This is a genomic window from [Clostridium] polysaccharolyticum (genome assembly GCF_900111595.1).
Taxonomy (GTDB): domain Bacteria; phylum Bacillota; class Clostridia; order Lachnospirales; family Lachnospiraceae; genus Clostridium_AI; species Clostridium_AI polysaccharolyticum.
In genome coordinates this window covers 67,344-84,800 of sequence record NZ_FOHN01000001.1, presented here as the reverse complement: position 1 = coordinate 84,800, position 17,457 = coordinate 67,344, and the positions used below count along the sequence as shown (strand labels likewise).

At 37.1% G+C, this 17,457-nt stretch carries 17 protein-coding genes; all 17 read right to left on the bottom strand.

All coding sequences use genetic code 11. From position 1 onward, the window contains the following. The 17 genes from BMY85_RS00370 to ftsZ all read right to left on the bottom strand — a co-directional run bounded on the left by BMY85_RS00370 (nt 1) and on the right by ftsZ (nt 17,336). A complete protein-coding gene (locus BMY85_RS00370; RefSeq protein WP_092474821.1) occupies nt 1-1,602 on the bottom strand; it encodes a hypothetical protein in 1,602 nt (533 codons plus the stop codon). A gap of 56 nt (nt 1,603-1,658) precedes the next feature. Beyond that, nucleotides 1,659-1,976, bottom strand: a complete 318-nt coding sequence (locus BMY85_RS00365) for a flagellar hook-basal body complex protein FliE (RefSeq protein ID WP_092474818.1) — start codon at nt 1,974-1,976, stop codon at nt 1,659-1,661. Between the two features lie 11 nt (nt 1,977-1,987). Next, complete coding sequence (flgC, locus tag BMY85_RS00360) at nt 1,988-2,425, bottom strand: flagellar basal body rod protein FlgC (RefSeq protein ID WP_092474815.1); 438 nt, start codon at nt 2,423-2,425, stop codon at nt 1,988-1,990. A 50-nt stretch (nt 2,426-2,475) separates the two neighbouring features. Then, nucleotides 2,476-2,859, bottom strand: coding sequence for a flagellar basal body rod protein FlgB (gene flgB / locus BMY85_RS00355; protein ID WP_092474812.1), 384 nt, complete (start codon nt 2,857-2,859; stop codon nt 2,476-2,478). 137 nt (nt 2,860-2,996) lie between these two features. Further along, the gene (gene codY, locus BMY85_RS00350) at nt 2,997-3,773 is read right to left on the bottom strand and encodes a GTP-sensing pleiotropic transcriptional regulator CodY (protein ID WP_092474809.1); all 777 of its coding nucleotides are present in this window, start codon (nt 3,771-3,773) and stop codon (nt 2,997-2,999) included. Between the two features lie 242 nt (nt 3,774-4,015). Then, complete coding sequence (gene topA / locus BMY85_RS00345; RefSeq protein WP_092474806.1) at nt 4,016-6,127, bottom strand: type I DNA topoisomerase; 2,112 nt, start codon at nt 6,125-6,127, stop codon at nt 4,016-4,018. Nucleotides 6,128-6,144: 17 nt separating this feature from the next. Then, a complete protein-coding gene (gene dprA / locus BMY85_RS00340) occupies nt 6,145-7,242 on the bottom strand; it encodes a DNA-processing protein DprA (RefSeq protein ID WP_177180556.1) in 1,098 nt (365 codons plus the stop codon). Continuing rightward, the gene (locus BMY85_RS00335) at nt 7,229-8,770 is read right to left on the bottom strand and encodes a YifB family Mg chelatase-like AAA ATPase (RefSeq protein ID WP_092474800.1); all 1,542 of its coding nucleotides are present in this window, start codon (nt 8,768-8,770) and stop codon (nt 7,229-7,231) included. Before BMY85_RS00335 ends, dprA begins: the two co-directional genes overlap by 14 nt. A gap of 77 nt (nt 8,771-8,847) precedes the next feature. Next, the gene (gene nrdR, locus BMY85_RS00330) at nt 8,848-9,300 is read right to left on the bottom strand and encodes a transcriptional regulator NrdR (RefSeq protein ID WP_092474797.1); all 453 of its coding nucleotides are present in this window, start codon (nt 9,298-9,300) and stop codon (nt 8,848-8,850) included. 116 nt (nt 9,301-9,416) lie between these two features. Then, nucleotides 9,417-9,683, bottom strand: coding sequence for a YlmC/YmxH family sporulation protein (locus BMY85_RS00325; protein ID WP_330387159.1), 267 nt, complete (start codon nt 9,681-9,683; stop codon nt 9,417-9,419). Nucleotides 9,684-9,735: 52 nt separating this feature from the next. Then, nucleotides 9,736-10,518 carry an RNA polymerase sporulation sigma factor SigG gene (sigG, locus tag BMY85_RS00320; protein ID WP_092474794.1) on the bottom strand — a complete coding sequence of 261 codons (783 nt, stop codon included), beginning with the start codon at nt 10,516-10,518 and terminating at the stop codon, nt 9,736-9,738. Nucleotides 10,519-10,646: 128 nt separating this feature from the next. Beyond that, complete coding sequence (locus tag BMY85_RS00315) at nt 10,647-11,498, bottom strand: carbohydrate ABC transporter permease (RefSeq protein WP_092474791.1); 852 nt, start codon at nt 11,496-11,498, stop codon at nt 10,647-10,649. 12 nt (nt 11,499-11,510) lie between these two features. Then, nucleotides 11,511-12,398 (bottom strand): carbohydrate ABC transporter permease, encoded by an 888-nt coding sequence (locus tag BMY85_RS00310; RefSeq protein WP_092474788.1) that lies wholly within the window; start codon nt 12,396-12,398, stop codon nt 11,511-11,513. A gap of 20 nt (nt 12,399-12,418) precedes the next feature. Continuing rightward, the gene (locus BMY85_RS00305) at nt 12,419-13,744 is read right to left on the bottom strand and encodes an ABC transporter substrate-binding protein (protein WP_092474783.1); all 1,326 of its coding nucleotides are present in this window, start codon (nt 13,742-13,744) and stop codon (nt 12,419-12,421) included. 429 nt (nt 13,745-14,173) lie between these two features. Beyond that, the gene (gene sigE, locus BMY85_RS00300; RefSeq protein ID WP_092474780.1) at nt 14,174-14,914 is read right to left on the bottom strand and encodes an RNA polymerase sporulation sigma factor SigE; all 741 of its coding nucleotides are present in this window, start codon (nt 14,912-14,914) and stop codon (nt 14,174-14,176) included. A gap of 33 nt (nt 14,915-14,947) precedes the next feature. Continuing rightward, nucleotides 14,948-15,862 carry a sigma-E processing peptidase SpoIIGA gene (locus BMY85_RS00295; RefSeq protein WP_092474777.1) on the bottom strand — a complete coding sequence of 305 codons (915 nt, stop codon included), beginning with the start codon at nt 15,860-15,862 and terminating at the stop codon, nt 14,948-14,950. 244 nt (nt 15,863-16,106) lie between these two features. Beyond that, a complete protein-coding gene (gene ftsZ, locus BMY85_RS00290) occupies nt 16,107-17,336 on the bottom strand; it encodes a cell division protein FtsZ (RefSeq protein WP_092474774.1) in 1,230 nt (409 codons plus the stop codon). Nucleotides 17,337-17,457: the final 121 nt, after the last annotated feature.

Here is a 17,457-nt window from a genome sequence, read left to right as displayed (position 1 = left end):
TTACCCCCAATCGTCATTTAGCCAGTTCCTTAATAACTGGGCAACCGCTTCTGGATTTTCATCCACAAACTTCTCAATCAGCCTTCTTGTTTCTGATTTTTCAGTAATTTCAATATCATCTAATTCCTGGCCTTCTTTTGTAGTAGCTAACAGCTCTTCAACTGACAATTCAGGTTCTGTTTCAGTAACTTGAACTGGTGCCATGGAACGAATCACTACAAATGCCAACAATGCAATAATCAGAATGATTAAGACAATCATTACAACATTCGTGTAGCCTCTTTCCGCTTTCACTGTATCATTAAAAATCGGCTGTTCCCAAACAGTAACCGCAATCTTATTCTCAGAAACCCCCGTTACCTGTGAAATAAGATTTAAAATTCCATCTTCCAGTTCAATCTGTTTTCTGCGGTTATTCTGTTCTATAAACTGTTTCCATGACAAATCCCCTAAAGTTCCATCTTCTTCAGCTGTTTTCTGATTATAAATATGATATTTGGTTAATACTACACCTATAGAAGATTTACTAGTATCAACAGCACCAATCTCATAATCAATATTTTTTACTTTTTCGTTTGGTAAATAATCATACTTGTTAAGTATCACTTCAGAGTTAGATGTTCCATTGGTATCAATTTCGTAATCAACAGATTCATCATTGGAGTCTGTACCTGGAACTCCTGCTACCGCATTATTCCCAGTAGCTTTATACTCATAGGAACTGTCATATAACCCCTGTTCCTGTCCTTCCGCTGCTGTATACTCTTTTGACATTTCCGTGATCTTATCCATGTTAAACTGAAGATTTTCACCGCTTACCTCAACATCGTCGTAATCACATGCCAAAAGAATTTCTTTTACGTTTTTCCGGAATGTGTTTCTTAGCTTCTCCTTATACTCCGCTGCCGAATGTATGCTGCCGCCAAGAGTATCTTCTTCATCACCGGCAAATAAAACATTGCCAGTACTGTCTACAATAGTAATTTTCTCTGTTGTAGCATTTCCTACTGCACCTGCTAACATTTTAGCAATGCCATTGGCTGTCTCGGCAGATATAGCTTCTTTTAAAGTAAGCATGACACTTACAGATGTCTCGACTTCATCATCAAAAACAGTCTTATCTGAAGCAGTCCTTTTTATATATACCGCTGCATCCTTAACATAATCTAATTTTATCAGGTTGCTTCTTATGTCATTTTGGAATGCCAGATTAATTTTCTGATCCTTTTCCGTCTGGCTTGTGGAAAGCGAATTATTAAGGGCCTTATCCCAAGACATGCCTGTTGCCGGAATATCGTTTGTTCCCATTACAACAACTGCATCTTCATATGATTTACTGTTTACGCTTACAGTTAAATTGTCACTTTCCAGCCTGCAGTCTATGTTATTTTCTTTAAGCAAGTTTACTGTTTCGCTGGCACTCTTCGTATCTTCAAATTTATATAATGTGGTATATTCTACTCTGGATAGGATAAAATACAATACTAGAAGCGTCAAAAACACTGCAGCAACTACACTTATTATAAGCACTTTCTGCTTTTTAGACAGTTCTTTCCACATTGTCATAATCTGGCTCGGTATTTGCTTTAGTCTCTCTACCATATAATCCTCTTTCCATTACATCACAGCCCCCACTGCAATGTTATTTTCATATTTCTCTAAAATGATAAATTCATTATCTCTTTATACGCATCTACCAGGGAATTTTTTATCGCAACTGTATATTGTAAAGATATGTTTGCTTTGAGTTGTGCATTGCGTAAGTCCACTAAGCTGTCAGATTGTCCTAAAGCAAATTTTATCTGTTCTTCATTTGCCTTGTCAATATAAGAATTTGTTTGATTCACATTATCAAGTGCAGATTTAAAAAATGATTCAAACGCCTGATTATTATGATTGCCCTTAACTTTTTCTGTATTTCCATAATCATATTTTGGCGTAATGCCTTCAATGGCTTTAACCCCCGTAATCTCCATATCTTACCTCCCTATTTTCCCATTTCCAATGTCTGAAGCAGCATATTCTTTGAAGCATTAAATGCTGTTACATTTGCTTCATATGCTCTGCTGGCATCTATCAGGTTTGTCATTTCTGTAACAGTATTAACATTTGGATAGGATACATAACCGTTTTCATCAGCATCAGGATGTGACGGGTCATAAACCATATTCAAATCTGTTTTCCTGTCTTTGAGCACTTTTACAACTTTAACCCCACTGCTCTTCAAGCCAGAAGCCGCATTCAGGGAATCTGAAAAAGAAAAATCTTTCTTTTCTGCAAATACAACTATTTTCCGCCTGTATACCTGCCCGTTCTCATCTCTTGTTGTATTTACATTTGCAACATTCTGGGAAATAACATCCATACGAAGCCTTTGTGCTGTTAAACCGCTAGCACTCATATTCAATCCACCAAAGACCGACATATCTATTCTCCTTTCAACTGCTTCCATTTATAATCTAAACACTTAATTAATCAGCTTTTAGACAAGGCCGTCTTTATTCTGCTATACTCACTTGTAAGGGATTCCATTAACGTCTGATATCTGATTTGTGTCTTAGCCATTTCAGAATTTTCGGTATCAATATCTACGTTATTACCGTCATATCGATAACTGTATTGAGAATTATCAACATATGTTGTTGCTTGTAAAGAATTTAAATCGATATTATCTACACATTCATTCAGGTTATCACCATCACAAATCTGTGCAGCCAAATAAGATTCGAACTGTACATCTTTTCTTTTATATTTTGGTGTACTGACATTCGCAATATTATCTTGAATCACTTCCATACGGGTCCAGCTCGCATCAGCCGTTTTCCCAAGGACATCTACATAACTAAACATGTTAGCCATAAACTCACATCCTTTCTATAATATTATACTAAAAAAAGCTCAAAAAACAAGAAATATTTACTATCATTTAGTATAATTATGTCGCTTTATATTACAGTATTGAATCTATTCCATTTATTAATCTTCAAAAAAGCTGATTAAACTGCTTTTGAACTATCCTTTAATTTGCGAAACACCACATCATTCAGCACTTTAATATAGGTTCCCTTCATGCCTGATGACTTTGTCTCAATAACACCGGCACTTTCAAGCTTCCGCAAGGCATTAACAATCACAGATCTTGTAATACCCGCTTTATCAGCAATCTTACTGGCTACCAGTATTCCTTCATTGCCCTCTAATTCCTCCAGCACATGGGTAACTGCTTCCATTTCCGAAAATGTTAATGTTCCCAAAGCTGACTGGACAATCTGTTCTTTTCGTGTTTCTTCTGCATTTTCTTCACTTACTGCCCGAAGCATTTCCAAACCAACTACCGTTGTTCCATATTCACTTAGAATAATATCATCAATATCATATGCTCCACCATATTTATAGATAAATAATGTGCCAAGCCGTTCTCCTGCCATATCAATCGGAGTAATAATGGAAGAATACATGTCCATCTGTTCAAAAACAAAACCAAATGTCATAAGATTCACATTTTCTTTTGTTGAAAGAACATTCAAGAACCTTTCATTTAATAATCCATCAATATATCCACCAACATTTCCCTGGATAAACTGAGTAATCTCCATTGTATCTTCTCTATTATGTATCCCAAGAATCTTACCCTTTTTACTTATTACAAGGACATTGGAATGCAAGGTATCGCTTAATACATTGCAAATATCATTAAATACAACTTTCTGAGAATGGCTATAATGTAATAACTTTTTTATTTTTCGGGTATTATCGAGAAGTTCAACTCCCATATCCAACCTCCTTGCAAATTGCACAAATTAACTAATGCAATTTTCCCAATTATTTTATCATAAGAATTTTACAAAAACAATAGTAATTTCGTCATATACCTTATCCACTTAATGGAAAACGCCCACATAAAAAGTGTTTTTCTCTGCTAAAATGTAAAAAGGAAGCTGTTATCCGGACAGCTTCCTTTTTACACAAACGCATCAATACTACTCGCATTGCATGTGAAACTGCCTAATTGCTTTTACTTATTTTCTTCATCTTCCGTACTTTCCTGGACTAGTTCCTTTAGTCTGTCTTTTTCGATTACAAATCCGCACTTTGGATCTGCACACACGATACGGGCACCTTTCTCCACCATGTACCCGTTACAGTCTGGACATTTCTCTTTAGTAGGCTTCTGCCAGGACATAAAATCACAATCAGGGTTATTTTCACAGCCATAATATTTACGGCCTTTTTTGGTCTTGCGAATCACCACTTCCTTGCCACATGAAGGACATGGTATCCCTATTTTCTCAAAATATGGTTTCGTATTTCTGCAGTCAGGGAAACCTGGACACGCCAGGAATTTTCCATGAGGACCATATTTCACGACCATATTACGGCCACATTGTTCACATATGACATCACTTACTTCATCTTCTATCTTTATCTGCTGGATTTCCCTTTCCGCCTGTAACACGGCATCATGTAAATCAGGATAAAAATTACTTACAACCGTTTTCCATGCAACGGTACCATCTTCTACGCAGTCCAGCAGCCCTTCCAGATTTGCTGTAAAATTCACATCAACGATGCTTGGGAAGGATGTTTTCATAATGGCATTCACTACTTCGCCAATTTCTGTTACGTATAGATTTTTATTTTCCTTTGCAACATATCTTCTTGCAATGATAGTTGTAATGGTTGGTGCATAGGTACTTGGACGTCCAATGCCCAGTTCTTCTAATGTCTTAACCAGTGATGCCTCTGTAAAATGTGCAGGAGGCTGTGTAAAATGCTGTCCTTCTTCGAATTGCAGCACTTCTATTCTGGAATCTGCCGTAATCGTCCCTGATACTGCTGCACTTTCTTCCTTTTCTTCATCTGTACCATATACATTTAAAAAACCATCGAATACCAGCTTAGATGCTGAAGCAGTAAAGCGGTAATCACCACCATCAATTTTAATTGAGGTTGTTTCATACTTAGCATTTTCCATTCGGCTTGCAATAAAACGTTTCCAAATCAGCTGATACAAACGGAACTGATCTCTTGCTAAAGATTCTTTTACTACTGTAGGCGTTAAATCTACATAAGTAGGCCGAATGGCCTCATGTGCATCCTGGATTTTTTTCTTGCTTTCTTTCTGTCCGCCAGACTTAAGCACATTCTCTTCGCCATAGTGCTTTGCAATGTATTTTTTCGCCTCTTCATCGGCTTCTGCTGAAATACGGGTTGAATCTGTACGCAGATAAGTAATTAAACCGACTGTGCCTTTTCCTTTTATATCAATTCCTTCATAAAGCTGCTGTGCTATACGCATAGTCTTTTGTGTGGAATAATTTAAAAGTTTCGCAGCTTCCTGCTGCAATGTACTTGTTGTAAACGGAATCGGAGGCTTTTTGCTTCGTTCTCCTTTTTTTACATCTGCTATATGAAATTCTGTATGTTCCAGCTCCGACAAAATGCCTCGTAACTGTTCTTCATTTTCAATGGTCAATTTTGATGACTTTGTACCATAAAACTTTGCGTGCAAAGGCTTTTTCTGTCCTTCCACTTTAAAGTCGCCCTCCAGCGTCCAGTATTCTTCTGGCACAAATGCATTGATTTCTTCTTCTCGGTCACAAATAATCCTAAGCGCTACTGACTGTACACGCCCCGCACTTAATCCTCTCTTGACTTTTGCCCATAAAAGCGGACTTATGCCATAACCAACCATCCTGTCTATCATTCTTCTGGCCTGCTGGGAATCCACCATATTCATATCAATATCTCTGGCCTGCTTGATAGATGCCTTTACGGCATTTTTCGTTATTTCGTTAAATGTTATTCGATTATGTTTGGTTTCTTCCAGTTTCAGAGCTTGTGATAAATGCCATGATATAGCTTCTCCCTCACGATCAGGGTCAGTTGCCAGATACACTTTATCCGCTTTTTTTACTTCTTTCCGAAGTTTAGCCAGCAATTCTCCCTTTCCCCGAATTGTGATGTAGTGAGGTTCAAAATCATTTTCTACATCAAAACCTAATTTGCTCTTGGGAAGGTCTCGAACATGACCATTAGATGCAACTACTTCATAGTTTGTACCTAAAAACTTCTTAATCGTTTTTGCCTTGGCAGGTGATTCCACAATCACTAAATACTTAGGCATTCTACCACTCCCTTATATTAATCGCTACATACGATATAAAAATTTTTCATAGCTTGCCTGATATAACCCTTAAGCTCTAATGCAACTAAAATTTCCATCAATTCGCTCAAACAAAATTTCGTATCCACTATCAATTCATTAATGTGCTTTGGATTATAACTCAAATTAGCATACACTATTTTTTCCTTTGTTTCAAGCATATAATTACTTTTTTTCTGAACTTTTCCCTGAGGCACAATAGAAAAATGATAATGCTGTAAAATATCTTTTGGGGACTGGACCAGGAAAGCCCCCATCTTTATAAGGTTATTGCATCCAAAACTTAAGTCATCTCCTATTCTTCCTGGAACAGAAAAAATATCTTTGCCTTGTTCCAAACCTAAATCAGCGGTTATAAGGGACCCGCTTCTCTCTTTTGCTTCGATAATAAGAATTCCATCGGACAAGCCACTAATGAGCCTGTTACGCATCGGAAACTGCCCTGGCTTTGCCGCAACTCCCAAACCATATTCCGAGATAATTCCTCCTTCTTCCTGCATCCGCCTATACATCCAGTAGTGTTCTTTTGGATAACAGACATCAATCCCGGATCCAAGTACTGCAAATGTAGCAGCTCCTTCTTCTTTGCCATGCGTCAGAACGCCTGTATGCGCATATCCATCTATGCCCCTTGCCATGCCACTTATTATCTGGATTCCAGACAAAGACAGTTCTTTCGCAAACCAGATCGCCATTTCCTTTCCATATACCGAACAATCTCTGGCCCCAATAATGGCTATGCTCTTTTTCTCCTCATCAGGATTATTACCTCTTACATATATTCCATATGGCGAATCCAAAAGATTATGCAGTTTTTTAGGATATTTCTTATCTTCCTTTGCTACAAATTCTATTCCAAGCTTCTTCATCCGCTGATATTTTCTTTTATAATCTTCCTTTTCCCTTTTTAGTGCAAGAGCATCTTTTTCAGAAATTCCTTTTACCGCACATAATTCTTTTGATGACGCCTCATATATTGCTTCAATCTGCTGAAAATGTCCAAGGAGGTACTCTATCTTTTTTAATCCTATGCCACTGGCATTAGAAAGCCAGAACCATAATTCATTGCGAGTCATCACAGCCACCTCCATTTAGAACAGAGTCCATTCCCCTATAAAACAATGCTTCCTTTAGGTGAGACATTCCAACTGTTTCTTCTCCTTCTAAGTCTGCAATGGTTCTTGCGACTTTTAACATTCTGTGATAGGATCTTGCTGTCATATGCATCCTCTGATACATTTCTTCCATAAATCCATCCTCTGCACTTTTTAACACCATAGCCTCTTTTATTAGTTTTGGCGTAAGCTGTCCATTAAACTGGATATCCAGCTTCCTATACCTGTCTTTCTGTATTTGTCTTGCTCTCTTAACACGTTTTTTTATAGCCGCAGAGGATTCTTCAGACACTCTGCTTAATTCTTTATATGGAACTTCCATAGATTCTGCACATATATCAATGCGATCCAGGATTGCCTTACTTATCTTTCCTAAATACCGCTGTATCTGGTGCTGTGTACACTTACATTTATGCAGGTTTGGATAAAATCCACATGGGCACAGGTTCGTTGCCCCTACAAGCATAAAATCAGATGGATACTGATAGTTTATATTTAATCTTGATAAAGTTATGCTCCCATCTTCCATAGGCTGGCGCAAAGCCTCTATGGTGCTTCTTTTGAACTCTGCTAATTCATCTAAAAACAGGACTCCGCCTGATGCATAGCTGATTTCTCCTGGTTTTGGAATTATTCCGCCTCCAACCAGTGCTGTTGCTGTAATTGTGTGATGTGGGGCACGAAATGGCCGATGTGTAATAAAAGAATGATGTTCATCCAATAATCCTGAAATACTATATATTTTCGATATTTCTAATGCTTCTTCAAAAGAGAGTTCTGGCATAATACTGGGAATGCACTTTGCAAGCATAGTTTTCCCGCTTCCAGGCGGCCCTGCAATTAAAATATTATGCTGTCCTGCTGCTGCAATTTCGATTGCTCTCTTTAAAAATTTCTGTCCCGCTACTTCGCTAAAATCATATGTATATTCTTCCTTAACTATTTTCTCTGAATACTGTACAACTTGTATAATCTCATTTTCTCCATTCAAGTAACGCACTAACTGCTGGAGAGATTCTACACCATATACTTTTATCCCCTTAACCACAGCTCCTTCTGCCTCATTTCCTTTAGGAACATAACAGCATTCATATCCTTGCCTTTGTGCTTCATATACAATTGGCAAAATACCATTGACATCGTGAACAGTTCCGTCTAAACCCAATTCGCCTACTAACAGAATATTTTTCAGACGCTCTGCCGAAACTGCACCCATACTGCATAATAACGATATGGCAATTGCCAGATCAAATGCTGTACCCTCCTTGCGTATATCGGCAGGGGACAAATTTACTGTAATTTTTTTCACAGGAAGCTTGTACCCTGAATTCTTTAATGCAATTCTTACCCGTTCTCTCGCTTCTTTCACCTGTGAACCTAAATATCCAACTAACTGAAAGACCGGCAAGCCATCGCTCATATCCACTTCGACCTGCACCAGACTTACATGCACGCCTTGCAGTGCTGCACAATATGATTTACTAAACATATAACTCCTTTCATTGTACTCCAATGAAAGCACTTCATCCCGTTCAGTATATCACGTTTCCTAGCAAAATAAAACTTTTAATTATCCAGAATTTTCTTAATTTCATCCATAAATGTCGCAACATCTTTGAACTCACGGTATACCGAAGCAAATCTTACATATGCTACTGCATCTAAATTTTTCAGTTTATCCATTACAATTTCACCAATTTCAGAACTTGGAATTTCTTTTTCTTCCATATTAAATATAGCTGTTTCAATTTCATCTACAACTCCATTTATCTGGTCCACCGAAATCGGTCTTTTGTGACAAGAACGGAAAATACCGGCTTCTATTTTTGTTCTGTCATAAGGTTCTCTATTCAAATCTTTTTTTATGACAACCAGCGAGATAGCTTCCACTTTTTCATATGTGGTAAATCTTTTGGTGCAGCTGTCACATTGTCTTCTTCTGCGGATAATACTATTATCTTCTGCTGGCCTTGAATCAATTACACGTGTATTATCTTCTCCACAATACGGACATTTCATGGCAATTCACCTCTTTTATGGCATTATGTAATTATTATAACAAAGTTTTAAAAATTCGCAAGAATTTAAAAATCCGCAAGAGAAAGGAGAAACCCTAACCGAGTTTCTCCTTATGGCTATAAACACTTCTTTAAGCATTTCTCTGGATCAATGTCAACTAGTATGACATCCCCACCAACCTTTTCAATATCGCAGAGATCTATTACGAATTCACTTTCTCTTCCAATGAACCCGAATACTTTGCATGGACCTGGCACAATGATACAGTTGATAGCACCACATGCTAAGTCAAAGTCCAAATCACATACATATCCAAGTTTCTGCCCATCTACAACATTGATGACTTCTTTTTGCCTTAGTTCCCAAAGTCTCAGAAAACTCACCCCGTAAGAAGTTTCTTATTTGTATTATATGAGAAAGATTAAAAATTCATCCTTATTTTTCTGATAAATAACTTTTCATGTTTTTTAAAGCCGACTTCTCCAAACGGCTTACTTGTGCTTGGCTAATATGAATTTCATCTGCAACTTCCATCTGTGTTTTTCCTTGAAAAAAGCGAAGCTTAATAATATTGTTTTCCCTGTCAGGCAGTCTTTCCATCGCTTCTTTCAATGATATTTCTTCTACCCAGTTCTCTTCCTTGTTTTTTTTATCACTTATCTGATCCATAATAAACAGCGTATCTCCGCCTTCTGAATAAACAGGTTCAAATAAAGACACTGGGTTCTGAATTGCATCAAGTGCAAAAATAATATCTTTTGAATTTATGCCTATTTCATTGGCAATTTCATTAACGGTAGGCTCCTTATCATTTTTTTTCGTTAAAGCTTCTTTTGCATAAATTGCTTTATACGCTGTGTCCCTTAATGAACGACTTACTCGAATACTATTGTTGTCCCTTAGATATCTTCGGATTTCACCAATTATCATAGGGACAGCGTAGGTTGAAAATTTTACATTCTGTGTCAAATCAAAATTATCAATGGCTTTCATCAAGCCAATGCACCCGATCTGAAATAGATCATCTACATTTTCATTGCTATTGGAAAATCTCTGTATAATGCTAAGTACTAATCGCAAATTTCCTTTTATATAAAGTTCTCTTGCCTCCTTATCTCCACTCTGGATGCGTTTAAATAACACTTCCTTTTCCGCATTTTTAAGTAATGGTAATTTTGACGTATTTACACCACAAATCTCAACTTTAAAAAGAGCCATATAGTACCTCCCAAATCTGCCATTTTATTCTTCAGTCACATATACAAGGATTTACTATACAGCTCTTATTTATTCAGTTTAATTTATGTAAATATTAACCATTTCAGCTCTTTTCTTATAATTCTAAATCAGCCTTTCACGGCTCCAGCAGTTAATCCTTCTACAATCTGATTACTAAAACAGGAATACACGAGAATAGAAGGAGCAATTGCAATCACAATAGCCGCAAACATCTGAACATAATTGGTCTGATACGGTCCAACAAAGTAGGTTAAGGTTACTGGCAATGTCTTCTTCGTTACATCAGATATAAATACCATAGCAAGTAACAGTTCATTCCAGTTATTTACGAACGTCATCAAACCTGTAACAAATAATCCAGTCTTAGCCAGCGGTAATGCAATCTTGAAGAAAACCTGATAGATAGAACAGCCATCTATACAGGCAGCTTCCATTAATTCCGTCGGCAGATTCCGGTAAAAGTTTACCATAATAAAGATTGACATTGGTAAAGAAAATGTTACATATGGTAAAATAAGACCGATTAAACTGTTCGTTAATCCTAAATTCGAAAAATGTACGAATAACGGAATTAATACACAATGAACTGGTATCATCATTCCTAAAAGGAAATAAGCCAGCACATGATTCGCAAGTTTCCACTTCATTCGTCCAATTGCAAATGCAGCCATTGAACCAATCAGCATGGTTATTATTAAAGATATTCCACAGACAATCACAGAGTTCAAACTTGCAATTCCAAGTTTACCAGTTGTCCAAGCCACCTTGTAATTCTCAAACTGAAATACTGCTGGTAACTTAAACGGATTCTGGAATATTTCTGTATTTGTCTTCAGTGAAACGCTTACCATCCAAATTAAGGGAGCCACATAGATTACAGCCAGTAAAGTTAAAATTATATACACGATAACTGTGCTTGGTTTGACTTTTCTTTTGTTTCTGCTTTTGACTTTACCCATCCTCTCTCCCCCTTACATTTCATAATCTTCCGACTTAAAGCATTTGCTAATCACCAAGGTAACCGATAAGCACATAATCAAAAGAACAATTCCGATTGCACTGGCGTACCCGTATTTAAAATACTTAAAACCTTGGTCGTATAGATGAGTGGCTAACACTTCCGTTCTATGATTTGGTCCACCTTGTGTCATGTTATAAACCAGATCGAAAAATTTTAAGGAACCAATACAATTCAAGGATAGCGTTGTTGCAACCATCGGTTTCACTAGTGGCAGCGTAAGCTTTTTAAACGCCTGAAATCTTGTTGCTCCATCAATGTAAGCAGCTTCATATAATGATTTGGAAATTCCTGATATTCTAGCCATATAAAGCATCATGGTAGAACCTGCATATTGCCATAACGCAACAACTGCTATCATCCACATCGGCAAAACAATAAATCCTTTTGTATCCATAAGCCACAGCGGACCTTTAATTCCCATTAATTTTAATATCTGATTAATTCCCATCTTAGGATTAAACAGGAAAGACCATAACAATCCAAGGGCAGCTGAAGATAATACCACTGGCAGATAATATATATTTTTAAATATATTTCTGCCTTTCTTCACATTCGTTAGTACAGCAGCCAAAGCCAGCCCTAAAATCTGCTGCGTGACTGCCGAAAACAATGTAAAGAACACGGAATTCTTAATGGCTATTCTCATAATTTCGTCATCTGCAAATAATTTTATGTAATTATCAAAACCAACAAATTCTGGTTTTGTCAGTGCATTCCAATCACACAGCGAATAGAAAAAGGCTTGGCAAATTGGTACCAGTAAAATTGCTGTAAACAAAAGAATACCTGGAGCTATGAATAGAATTATAGCCTTCTTATCACGAAATATTTTATCCATAACTTATCCCCCAATAACTCTTATTTTTTCCTGACGTTTTTGTCATACCAATCCTGAACATTCTGGAAAGCCTTTTCTACGGAAGTTGTTCCAAGGAAGATATCTACCATCTCATTGTCAAATGCATCTCCTGCTTCAACAGATGCCAAGGATTCATTATAAAATCCCAAAGTACCTGTGGATTTTTTCAAAATCTCAGAAACATAACTTAATTGCTTAGGTGCTTTGTCCTTGTCATAATCAATATCAATGATAGGTATTTTTCCACTTACTTCAGCTGTATATTTCTGTGCAGTCTCATCTGTAAACATCTTCATTAATGCTATACATGCATCCTGATTTTTGGTAGTAGAACTCATAATAAGATTATCTGTCTTTACAATCATACGATTCGGATCTGCTCCTCCAGGAATTTCTGGGAAATTAAATACTCCACATTTTTCTTCAATTTCTGGCCTAGCACCATTCATCTGTCCGATTACCCATGAACCTTGTACAAGCATTGCAGCTTCTTCATTGTAAAACTCTGCAGTTGCCTGATCATTTGAATCACCTGCAGCTGTTTCCTGGAAGTATTTTGACAATTCTTTCAACTTATTACCTGCATTAATAAATGTTTCACTAGTCCAGTCTAAGGTACCATCTTTAATTCCCTGCAGATTGTCAGGACCACCTGCACGATCACATAAATATCCTGCTATCATAGAAAGACACCAGGCTGTTCCTGCTGAACAAGCAATTGGGGTGTAACCTGCATCTTTTATCTTCTTGCAAGTGTCAATCCACTCATCGAAAGTTGCAGGAACCGAAACTCCCACTTTTTCAAAAATCTCCGTATTATAGAATACTAAAGCAGCAGCAAAATTGGTTGGCACTGCATATATTTTTCCATCATAAGTCAACTGTTCAAAGATACCATCTGAAAAAGTATCATACCATTCTTTTTCCTTATTTGTTAAAATGTCCGTTAAGTCAGCTGCCTGACCACCTTCTACATACTGTGTAAGATTTGGTCCAGGGTTACAGATAAATACATCTGGTGCATTTCCTGCCGCAACTAAAGCATTCAGTTTTGTGTCGTATTCGTCTAAATTTGTTGTTATTGGCGTACAATGATAAACCCCCTTATACTCTTCATTGAAGCGATCAATTACCTGTGCATAACCTTTTGACATTAAATCCTCTGTAGCATCAAGGTCATCCCAGAACATCCACGAAATTTCTTTCACCCCATTCGCCGACTTTGAGCCATCTGAAGATGTACTAGCCGCACCACCACAGCCTGTGGCTAAACATGCTACCATTACAAGTGACATAATACTTGATATCATTTTTTTGCATTTCATACCATATAACCTCCTTCATATTAGTATTATCGTCGCTATACAAGTATAACTCCTTTTTTTTACTCTTTCCTTACAATAGTTGCTATATTTCAATCTGTTATTGCTACATTTATAACACATTTCCATGCTATATCTGTTCCAGAACAAAGTGTGAGTTCCTCAGACTCTCGCAACTGGAATGTACTCGAAGGAACTCAGACTTTGCCGTGCCAGATGGGTGTCGCTGTTTTTTAGCTGTCGCTGTTTTTTAGCTGTCGCTGTTTTTTAGCTGTCGCTGTTTTTTAGCGACTATCTTCCTTACCCATCTGTGTACATCCTGTGCCCTTCTTTTTTAGGGCACTTTTTATTTGATAGGGAAGGAGTCGCAGAGAACTTTCTTATCAAATAAAAAGGCTGCCTTACAGAAGCCTCTCATATACACATATACTCCTACTCCAGCTTTAGCATTTCCTTTTTCAATCTCTTTATTATCTTTTTTTCCAATCTTGATATATAAGACTGTGAAATTCCAAGCAAGTCAGCGACTTCTTTTTGTGTCCGCTCATTTCCATCCTCTGTATTCAGTCCAAAACGAAGCTGCACAATCATTCTTTCTCTATCACTTAACTTATTTAATGCTTTATTCAACAGTTTTCTGTCTACTTCATCTTCTAAATTCCGATAGATAATATCTTCATCCGTCCCCAGAATATCTGACAGAAGCAGTTCATTTCCATCCCAGTCCACATTTAAAGGTTCATCAATGGACACCTCCATCTTTGTTTTGCTGTTTCTCCTTAGATACATTAAGATTTCGTTTTCAATACATCGTGAGGCATATGTTGCCAGTTTAATATTCTTCTCTGGATTAAATGTATTAATCGCTTTAATAAGTCCTATTGTTCCAATAGAAATCAAATCTTCCACGCCGATTCCTGTATTATCAAATTTCTTGGCGATATAAACTACTAATCTTAAATTATGTTCTACTAAAATTGCTTTTGCTTCCGTATCTTTATCTGTTCTAAGACAGCGGATAACTGCACTTTCCTCTTCTGCATCCAATGGCGCAGGCAAAACCTCGGCACCTCCTATGTAATGAATATCTCCTCTTTGACCCATTAATATCTGTTTTAAATCAGGTATTACACGAAATTGAAATTTATTTGGCAATGATATTTTAAGAAGCATGACGTTCCCCCTGTTTCATTTACGAATTCTTTACTAAATTAAATCGCTATGTAATATTACTTGATATGATTCTTTGGCTGATAATCTGCCAGGATACAAGCCAATCAGAACTTTTTCCCTACGTTTCCATCCAGACTGTTCACCTATCATAATTAAATCAAGCCGCACTGCAACCAGCATGCCAGATTCCTTTCCAACAGAATGAAATGGTATCATCCTAAAACGGACTGGCTCCTCTTCTGAAAGTTCATTATACTTATAACCCTCTTGCATAGCCCGATTCATTTCCATGTATGACACCAGCTTTAACTGCTGCTTAGGAGTAAAAAGTTTTCTTACCAGACTAAATTCTGCTATAATCACAGGTTCACCACTCAGCGGGTCAAACAGCATATTACCAGTATCTAACAATGCTGTTGCTTTTATCTGCAGGCCGTGATGTACCATCTTTACATTTCGAAGCAGCAGAACCTTCTCTTTCACCAGACACACCAGAAAAGCCACAATTGGATAACATACAATTAGACATCCAATTCCCGCAATTAGGCGAATAACCGAAATACGCTCAAAAATAGTGCCTTGGAGCAAAGCACCATAATACCGCTCCATAGATAGATGATTCCGAAAAAAATCCAGAAATCCATCTACGAAAAATGCAACTCCAAAGAAAGTAAATAACTTGATTATATAGTCCTTCTTATTTTTTATGGAAAATGCAATTTTTAGAATAACAGTACTTACGATTCCATATAAGCATATAAATCTGAATGCCACTGGTATTGAGAACATGATAAGAATACAGCTTCCGAAAGAAGCAATTATTGCTGCCAGACTCAATCTTAGCATTGCTGCAGTTTCATGGAGCAGCTCTTTCATAATAAAGAGTATAATGAAATCCATGACTACACTTACTAAAAAGACGAGATCCATGTATACAATGAGCTCCAATATTCACCTCCACTTTCTCTCTAAATTACAAAAGCTATTATAAATCAAAACTTGTTTTTAATATGTCAAAATATGGAATCTTATTCATATTTTTCATTTCCTTTTTTTTACATTATTTTTATATAAAAAAAGCATTCCGTCTCAAGTTATGTCTAGTGTGAAGTTTATCCACTGCAAGACAGTATTCTATCAACAGATGCTTTTCCTATTGCAATATATAATTATATTTTATATCTATAATTGCTTATTTACGATTTCTTTGCAGAAACTCAGGAATTTTAATTCCTCCATGCTCTGACTCAGTCTTTAAAACCGGCTTTACAGACTGTGCAGAAGCAAAAGAACTATTCATAGTTCCTTGAGATACAATCGGCCTTTGTGTAGGTGCCTGCTTTGCAGCAACTGCACTGGACTGTACCCTGTGGTACACTGGCGTTTCCTGCTGAGCCTGTTGTGCAAATCCATGTGCATTTGCCTTTGGTGCTGTAGCATTTACAAAAGATGGAGCTGCAATCGGATTTCCCTGCTGTTCTAAACCTGTTGCAATTACGGTTATAGTTGCCTGATCTGGTGTTGTTTCATCATACATTGCACCAAAAATGATATTCGCTGTTTCTCCAGCTAATTCCTGTACAAAAGTGGCAGCTTCATTGGCTTCAAACAGACTTACATCTCCTGAAACATTTATAATAACATGAGATGCACCCTCAATTGTTGTTTCAAGAAGCGGACTTGAAATAGCCTGCTTTACAGCATCCACGCATTTCTCATCTCCATGTCCGACACCAATTCCAATATGTGCAATACCTTTGTCCTTCATTACAGTCTGTACATCTGCAAAGTCCAAGTTAATAAGACCGGGTACATTAATTAAATCCGTAATTCCTTGCACACCTTGCTGCAGTACTTCATCTGCTTTACGCAGTGCATCTGGCATAGTAGTACGGCGGTCTACTATTTCTAATAACTTATCATTAGGAATTACAATTAAAGTATCTACATTCTGCTTTAATCTTTCAATTCCACTGACAGCATTATTCATACGTGTTTTTGCTTCAAATTTAAATGGCTTTGTTACTATGCCTACTGTCAGGATCCCCAGTTCCTTGGAAATCTGTGCTACTACAGGAGCAGCACCTGTTCCAGTACCGCCACCCATTCCACAGGTAACAAATACCATATCGCATCCTTTAATCACTTCAGCCAGTTCATCACGGCTCTCTTCAGCAGCTTTCTGGCCAACCTCTGGCTGAGCACCTGCTCCTAACCCCTTTGTCAGTTTTTCTCCAATTTGAATACACGTTGGTGCCTTGCAGGTTTTTAAATGCTGCTTGTCCGTATTGACACAGACAAATTCAACCCCTGCAATGCTCTCTTCAATCATTCGGTTTACGGCATTATTTCCTGCTCCACCGACTCCAACTACAAGAATCTTTGCAGCTGATTCAGACTCGTTTGTTCTTATTTCAAGCAAGGTACTTCCTCCTTTTATATATTAAAAAATCCCTAATATCCCATTATTCATATAATATAAGCATATAAAACCTATATTATATAATATATTTTTTCCAATAAATAATCAACCCTTTCTGATA

Bases quoted from the DNA above. Each gene is read 5' to 3' on its own strand.
- BMY85_RS00370 (WP_092474821.1), bottom strand. From the start codon at position 1,602: ATGGTAGAGAGACTAAAGCAAATACCGAGCCAGATTATGACAATGTGG.
- BMY85_RS00365 (WP_092474818.1), bottom strand. From the start codon at position 1,976: ATGGAGATTACGGGGGTTAAAGCCATTGAAGGCATTACGCCAAAATAT.
- flgC (WP_092474815.1), bottom strand. From the start codon at position 2,425: ATGTCGGTCTTTGGTGGATTGAATATGAGTGCTAGCGGTTTAACAGCA.
- flgB (WP_092474812.1), bottom strand. From the start codon at position 2,859: ATGGCTAACATGTTTAGTTATGTAGATGTCCTTGGGAAAACGGCTGAT.
- codY (WP_092474809.1), bottom strand. From the start codon at position 3,773: ATGGGAGTTGAACTTCTCGATAATACCCGAAAAATAAAAAAGTTATTA.
- topA (WP_092474806.1), bottom strand. From the start codon at position 6,127: ATGCCTAAGTATTTAGTGATTGTGGAATCACCTGCCAAGGCAAAAACG.
- dprA (WP_177180556.1), bottom strand. From the start codon at position 7,242: ATGACTCGCAATGAATTATGGTTCTGGCTTTCTAATGCCAGTGGCATA.
- BMY85_RS00335 (WP_092474800.1), bottom strand. From the start codon at position 8,770: ATGTTTAGTAAATCATATTGTGCAGCACTGCAAGGCGTGCATGTAAGT.
- nrdR (WP_092474797.1), bottom strand. From the start codon at position 9,300: ATGAAATGTCCGTATTGTGGAGAAGATAATACACGTGTAATTGATTCA.
- sigG (WP_092474794.1), bottom strand. From the start codon at position 10,518: ATGGCTCTTTTTAAAGTTGAGATTTGTGGTGTAAATACGTCAAAATTA.
- BMY85_RS00315 (WP_092474791.1), bottom strand. From the start codon at position 11,498: ATGGGTAAAGTCAAAAGCAGAAACAAAAGAAAAGTCAAACCAAGCACA.
- BMY85_RS00310 (WP_092474788.1), bottom strand. From the start codon at position 12,398: ATGGATAAAATATTTCGTGATAAGAAGGCTATAATTCTATTCATAGCT.
- BMY85_RS00305 (WP_092474783.1), bottom strand. From the start codon at position 13,744: ATGAAATGCAAAAAAATGATATCAAGTATTATGTCACTTGTAATGGTA.
- sigE (WP_092474780.1), bottom strand. From the start codon at position 14,914: ATGCTTCTTAAAATATCATTGCCAAATAAATTTCAATTTCGTGTAATA.